Consider the following 5,981-nt stretch of genomic DNA (forward strand, 5'->3'; position numbering starts at 1 on the left):
CTGCACTCGACAGGGTGTGGGAGAGTAGGACACCGCCGGAACATCCTTTCCCGAAAGGCCCTCGACACCGTCGAGGGCCTTTCGCCATTTACGGGACGAAACTGTGTTTTGCAGCAAATTTCCAGGGAATCCCTAGAGTACGCACCGCGCGGCCAGGCACCATGGGTGGCATCGTCAATCTTGCGCGGACAACGGAGGTACGCATGATCGTCGCGACGACGCCGGCCCGTTCGGCGCCGCTCGACCCCGCCGCTCCGCCGCGATCGCGTCGGCGGCAGCTGAGGTTGCCCGCGACGGCCCTCTACCTGTCCGGGCTGATCATCGTCTCGGCGGTCTTCTCGGTGCTGAGCGACTCCGCGCAGACCAGGTTGGTGCTGCACGCGAGCACGAACCTGCACAACCTGCTGAGCGGCCACCTCGGGACATTGCTGGCCAGTGCCTTCGTGATCGGCGACGTAGTGGGATCGTGGGTCATCATTCCCCTGCTGGCCTGTCTGCTCGCCCTCGCCGAGCTCCGCTTCGGCGCGCTGCGGGCGGTGCGCGTCTTCCTCGCCGGTCACATCGGCGCCACCCTGCTCGTCGCGGCGGGGCTGTGGGTCGGTGTGCAAGCAGGGTGGGTCCCGGCCAGCATCCGGTGGGCCGAGGACGTCGGCGTCAGCTACGGCGCCATGGCGCTGATCGGCGCGCTGGTGGCGGCGGTGCCGCACCGGTGGCGCATCGCCTGGGCGACGCTGTGGTTCATCGTCGCGGTCGAAGGCGTGCTGATCGAGCAGACGTTCACCCACGTCGGACATCTGGTGGCGTTCATGATCGGGACCGCGGTCGGCTTTCTCATGACGACCAGGGCCACCACCCCCGTGCATCGGCTCACCCGGCTCGAGAGCGCCCTGCTCGCGGCGAGCGCGATCCTCGCCGGGACGCTGCTCATGGGCTGACCGCGACCGTCGCGCGCCGCTCGCCTACAGTGCTTGGGTGCGCCTAGTGATTGCTCGCTGTCAGGTCGACTACGTGGGGCGGCTCACCGCCCATCTGCCGATGGCCCGCAGACTGCTGCTGATGAAAGCGGACGGTTCGGTGCTCGTGCATTCCGACGGTGGCTCGTACAAGCCGCTGAATTGGATGAGCCCGCCGTGCTGGTTGGAGGAACGCGACGGGGACGCGCAACTGCCGGACGGTGCGAAGGCACTATGGGTCGTCACCAACAAGGCCGGTGAGGAACTCCGCATCACCATCGAGAACATCGAACACGACTCCTCCCACGAACTCGGCGTCGATCCGGGCTTGGTGAAAGACGGGGTGGAGGCTCATCTCCAAGAGCTGCTGGCCGAGCATGTGCACACGCTCGGGGCCGGCTTCTCGCTCATCCGTCGCGAGTACATGACCGCGATCGGTCCGGTGGACCTGCTGTGCCGGGACGCCGACGGCGCAACCGTGGCGGTGGAGATCAAACGGCGCGGTGAGATCGACGGCGTCGAACAGCTCACCCGCTACCTGGAGTTGCTGAACCGGGATCCGCTGCTCGCTCCGGTCGTGGGCGTCTTCGCCGCCCAGCAGATCAAGCCGCAGGCGCGCACGCTCGCCGAGGATCGCGGGATCCGCTGCCTCACACTGGATTACGACGCCCTGCGCGGCACGGAGAGCAACGAATTCCGCCTGTTCTGAGTTCGGGGGCATGCGGGGCGTGAGCGGGCGGGTAATAGGCTTGTCGCATGCCCCGCCGGAAACCGCGCTCGGATCGCTACGCTGATCGCCGGCCGACGGGTGGCGCGCCGCTCGGGGATGTTTTCGGACGCACCGAATCGGGTCCGGACGGTGATGACACCTATGTGGTCCGCGCCATCCCGGGCACCCGTGCGATGAAGACCTATCGCTGCCCCGGCTGTGACCATGAGATTCCGCCCGGGGTCGCGCACATCGTCGCCTGGCCCGCGTACGGCGGAGAGGACGATCGGCGGCATTGGCATCGTGGCTGCTGGAACGGCCGCCGGACCCGCCGGATCACTCGTCGGTGGTCCTGACTCGTCCAGCCGGGCATGTGTGCCGCGTCAGGTATGCCGCAAGCCCGCGCTCGGCGTATCGAGCGCGTCGGGATGGTGTCGGCGGCGACTGTGCTGTGCTCACGCGGAATCCGGGGATGCGCGTGCGGGAGCGCGTCCTCCGGGGGCGCGGCGTACTTGACAACCACCGGCCTTACCGCGGCCACCGGCCTTCTGAGTCTTGATCGTCACCGGCTTAGTGGGCTGCCGCTCGTCGCCGTCGCGAACGGGTGGTCGCGTTCTGTGCCGTTGCGGCGTGTTGTCGTCCTGGAGGCTGCGCGAGATGACCGACACAGAACCCGCTCGACGAGTGCCACGCGCGTCTGTCGAATGGCATGGGGGCCGTGTGGGTTCGGCCGAGGCTGGAATTAGGGAAGGCCGCCCTGGCAGGGGCGGCCTTCGGTGAATTGGGTCGAGATAGCGCTACTGTCGCCGTTGGCCCGACGTCAGTTGCTGATGTCGGCGCTCTCGCGCTCGTCCGAGTCGATGTCCTCGTCCTCGGTGGCGACCTCGGGAATCGCCTTCTGCCGGGAACCGGTGACCGACTTGGTGTTGCCGCCGATCGACTTGCGCTGGTCCGGGACGCCGTCGAGCAATTCGCTCTCCCGGTTGACCGCGGCGAGCATCGCGGGCACCGAGTCGAGCTGTCCGCGGATACCGAGCAGCTGGGCGAGCACGCGGCCGCGCAGCACGCGCATCTCCTCGGCCAGTTCCTTCGCGTGCGCGATCTTGCGCTCGGAGGTCTGGGTGGCGGAGGTGATGAGGCGGTTGGCCTCGTCGGTCGCGTCCTTGATCCGCTGGGCGGCCTCGGCGCGGCTGGTGGCTTCCAGCTCCTCCATGGCGCGGGTGAGTTTGGTGCGACGCTCGGCCATGGTGGCCTCGAAGTCCTGCTGGGTGGCCTTGCGCTTCGCGTCGGCTTCCTTCGCGATGCGGTCGGCCTCGGCCTGAGCGGCCTCGATGATCTTGGCGGATTCGGTGCGTGCGTTCGCGAGGGTCTGCTCGAACTCGATCTCGAGCGCCTCGCGCTTCTCCTTGGTCTCCGCGAGCAGCGACTCGTACTTGCCCCGCATCTCGGTGGCCTGCTGCTCGGCGATCGACACCATCTCCGCAGCCTCGGCCTGGGCCAGGGCACGGACCTCGGACGCCTCGTCGGAGGCGAGCCGGAGCATACGGGAGATGCGGTCGGACATGCCTTCCGCGGTGGTCGGCGGCACCGAGAGTCGGTCGACCTCCTTGCGGAGTTCGTCGATCTCGTCGCGCGCGTCTTCCAGCTGGCTCGCGAGGTTACGTGCTTGTGCCGCAGCCGCATCGCGGTCGGTGGCGGTGACTCTCAGTTCCGCGTCGAAGCGGTCGAAGTAATTACGCACCTCGTCTTGCGCATAACCCTTGCGCACAACGGTGAAGGGCAGTGCAACGAAGCGATTGCGATCGGACTCGGGTGACGACATGGCACACAAACTACAGCCTGGGGGCAGCCGATGGTGACTCGACTGCGAATGTCATTCCAACGAGTTTTCCCCGCCTGACGGCGATACTAGTGCGTAACATTCGCGTTCGGTTCGACCAACTCGATCAGCACACCTCCAGCATCCTTCGGGTGGATGAAATTGATGCGGGAATCGGCGGTTCCGTGCCGTGGCGCCTCGTACAGCAAACGCAGACCCTTGGCGCGCAGGTGCGCCGAGACGGCCTCGATGTCGGTCACCCGGTAGGCCAGTTGCTGCAAGCCCGGCCCGCTGCGGTCGATGAACTTCGCGATGGTGGATTCCGCGTCGAGCGGGGCCAGCAACTGCAGGGCAGTGGCGCGGTCGGGAGCGCCGGGCAGCGACAGCATCGCCTCGTGCACGCCCTGAGCCTCGTTGACCTCGCGGTGGGTCTCGACCATGCCGAGGTTCTCGGCGTACCAGGCGACCGCGGCATCCAGGTCCGGCACCGCGATGCCGACGTGGTCGACCGCGGTCACGTAATCCGCCGGGATGAAAGATGACTGTTCGATAACGTTGCTCACCCTTCGAAAGTAGCGCGACCTGGCCCGGGGCGCGCGGGACCCACCCGCTACCGTTGAGTAGGAACACCTGCTCTCGCGCGGCCCGATGTGGGCGCGAGGCAGGTCCGATCTACGAATGCGAGGCTCGTCGTGACCACTTCCGTGATCGTCTCCGGTGCGCGTACCCCGGTCGGCAGGCTGCTCGGAGGTCTGAAGGACTTCAGCGGTTCCGATCTGGGCGGGTTCGCGATCAAGGCGGCGCTGGAGAAGGGCGGCGTCGCGCCCGACCAGGTCGACTACGTGATCATGGGTCAGGTGCTCACCGCGGGCGCGGGGCAGATTCCGGCCCGGCAGGCGGCGGTCGCCGCCGGCATCCCGATGGACGTGCCCGCGCTGACGCTGAACAAGGTCTGCCTGTCCGGCATCAACGCGATCGCGCTGGCCGATCAGCTGATCCGGGCGGGCGAGTACGAGATCGTCGTCGCGGGCGGTCAGGAGTCGATGAGCCAGGCGCCGCACCTGCTGGAGAAGAGCAGGGAGGGCTTCAAGTACGGCGATGTGACGCTGCGCGACCACATGGCCTACGACGGTCTGCACGACATCTTCACCGATCAGGCCATGGGCGCGCTCACCGAGCAGCGCAACGAGACCGACCGGATCAGCCGGGAGGACCAGGACGCGTTCGCGGCCGCTTCGCACCAGCGCGCGGCGGCGGCGTGGAAGAACGGCGTCTTCGACGACGAGGTGGTTCCGGTCGCGGTGCCGCAGCGCAAGGGCGATCCGGTGCTGGTGACCACGGACGAGGGCATCCGCGCGGACACCACGGTGGAGTCGCTGGCCAAGCTGCGCCCGGCGTTCCGCAAAGACGGCACCATCACCGCGGGGACCGCGTCGCAGATCTCCGACGGCGCCGCCGCGGTCGTGGTGATGAGCAAGGAGAAGGCGCAGTCGCTCGGGTTGTCCTGGATCGCCGAGATCGGCGCGGCGGGCGTGGTCGCGGGCCCGGACTCGACCTTGCAGGACCAGCCCGCGAACGCGATCGCCAAAGCCTGCGCGCGCGAGGGCATCTCACCCGCCGACCTGGACCTGGTGGAGATCAACGAGGCGTTCGCCGCGGTCGGCGTCGCGTCCACCCGCAAGCTGGGCATCGACCCGGAGAAGGTGAATGTCAACGGTGGCGCGATCGCCATCGGGCACCCCCTGGGCATGTCCGGCGCCCGCATCCTGCTGCACCTGGTGCTGGAGCTCAAGCGCCGCGGCGGCGGCGTCGGCGCGGCCGCGCTCTGCGGCGGCGGCGGGCAGGGCGACGCGCTGATCGTCCGCGTCTGACCCCGGCGGGGCGACACCCCGCGCCGATGGCCGCCCCGACGTGGGCGGCCATCAGTCGTTTCACGGCCCCGGCTCTCGCGTGGTGGGGGTGACGAGCGGCCATCGAGTTCGTCGTGTGTCGAGGAAAAGCATGCACGGGAATCGGTCGACAGTGGTCGTCCTCTCGTCCTGCTGCAAACGGGGCTGCGGTCCATTGCGACAGTCGGTCCGAAGGGCCCAAGAAGTGCGGCGGCCACAAGCTTGTCGCGGCGCGATCATAAGCTCCGGGGCGCGTGCTCTCGGTCCTGCGTGTCCATGCTGATGTGCCCGGCTCGCTTCGACTACGGGGTCGAGCGAAGCTGGACGGAGCTCGCGGGGCCCGTCTCGCGTCCGCGTGGCTGTCCGCGTGGGCGGAGGGGCGATTTTCGCCGTGTGCCGCGAGAGGGGGTGCGGCGGCCGGGAGCGTGACGGCGGGACAAGAAGTCTGTCGGTCGCGTGCTTTGGTTCTGCGTGTGCACGCAGCCGTGCCCGGCTCGCCTCGACTACAGGTTTCGAGCGAAGCGAGACCGAGCATTGCCCGTTCGCGGTCCGGCTCGCGTGTGCGCGGCCGCCGCGTACGCGACGAAGGAGCAAGCGGCGGTCGCGCACAC

6 protein-coding genes are annotated in these 5,981 nt (G+C 68.3%); 4 read left to right on the forward strand and 2 right to left on the reverse strand.

All coding sequences use genetic code 11. From position 1 onward, the window contains the following. Positions 1 to 203: 203 nt before the first annotated feature. Genes ACWEKR_RS35370 through ACWEKR_RS35380 form a run of 3 tightly spaced genes read left to right on the forward strand, consistent with a single transcriptional unit; the run spans position 204 to position 2,018 of the window. Positions 204 to 935, forward strand: coding sequence for a rhomboid-like protein (locus ACWEKR_RS35370; protein WP_452358213.1), 732 nt, complete (start codon positions 204 to 206; stop codon positions 933 to 935). Positions 936 to 972: 37 nt separating this feature from the next. Next, positions 973 to 1,662: an endonuclease NucS gene (nucS, locus tag ACWEKR_RS35375; protein WP_452358214.1), complete on the forward strand. Its 690-nt coding sequence runs from the start codon at positions 973 to 975 to the stop codon at positions 1,660 to 1,662. 47 nt (positions 1,663 to 1,709) lie between these two features. After that, positions 1,710 to 2,018, forward strand: coding sequence for an ATP/GTP-binding protein (locus tag ACWEKR_RS35380; RefSeq protein ID WP_452358215.1), 309 nt, complete (start codon positions 1,710 to 1,712; stop codon positions 2,016 to 2,018). A gap of 464 nt (positions 2,019 to 2,482) precedes the next feature. On the opposite strand, the gene ACWEKR_RS35385 is transcribed toward ACWEKR_RS35380, so the two are convergent. Further along, positions 2,483 to 3,484: a coiled-coil domain-containing protein gene (locus tag ACWEKR_RS35385; RefSeq protein WP_062971743.1), complete on the reverse strand. Its 1,002-nt coding sequence runs from the start codon at positions 3,482 to 3,484 to the stop codon at positions 2,483 to 2,485. 86 nt (positions 3,485 to 3,570) lie between these two features. Next, a complete protein-coding gene (mce, locus tag ACWEKR_RS35390; RefSeq protein ID WP_201298050.1) occupies positions 3,571 to 4,044 on the reverse strand; it encodes a methylmalonyl-CoA epimerase in 474 nt (157 codons plus the stop codon). Between the two features lie 129 nt (positions 4,045 to 4,173). Between mce and ACWEKR_RS35395 the strand changes: the two genes are divergently transcribed. Continuing rightward, the gene (locus ACWEKR_RS35395; RefSeq protein WP_195088044.1) at positions 4,174 to 5,352 is read left to right on the forward strand and encodes an acetyl-CoA C-acetyltransferase; all 1,179 of its coding nucleotides are present in this window, start codon (positions 4,174 to 4,176) and stop codon (positions 5,350 to 5,352) included. The last annotated feature ends 629 nt before the right edge of the window (positions 5,353 to 5,981 follow it).

It is taken from the genome of Nocardia sp. NPDC004573, assembly GCF_053602135.1.

What these genes read in the sequence shown, in the direction of transcription:
- ACWEKR_RS35385 (WP_062971743.1), bottom strand. Translation starts at nt 3,484, where the DNA reads ATGTCGTCACCCGAGTCCGATCGCAATCGCTTCGTTGCACTGCCCTTC.
- ACWEKR_RS35380 (WP_452358215.1), top strand. Translation starts at nt 1,710, where the DNA reads ATGCCCCGCCGGAAACCGCGCTCGGATCGCTACGCTGATCGCCGGCCG.
- ACWEKR_RS35370 (WP_452358213.1), top strand. Translation starts at nt 204, where the DNA reads ATGATCGTCGCGACGACGCCGGCCCGTTCGGCGCCGCTCGACCCCGCC.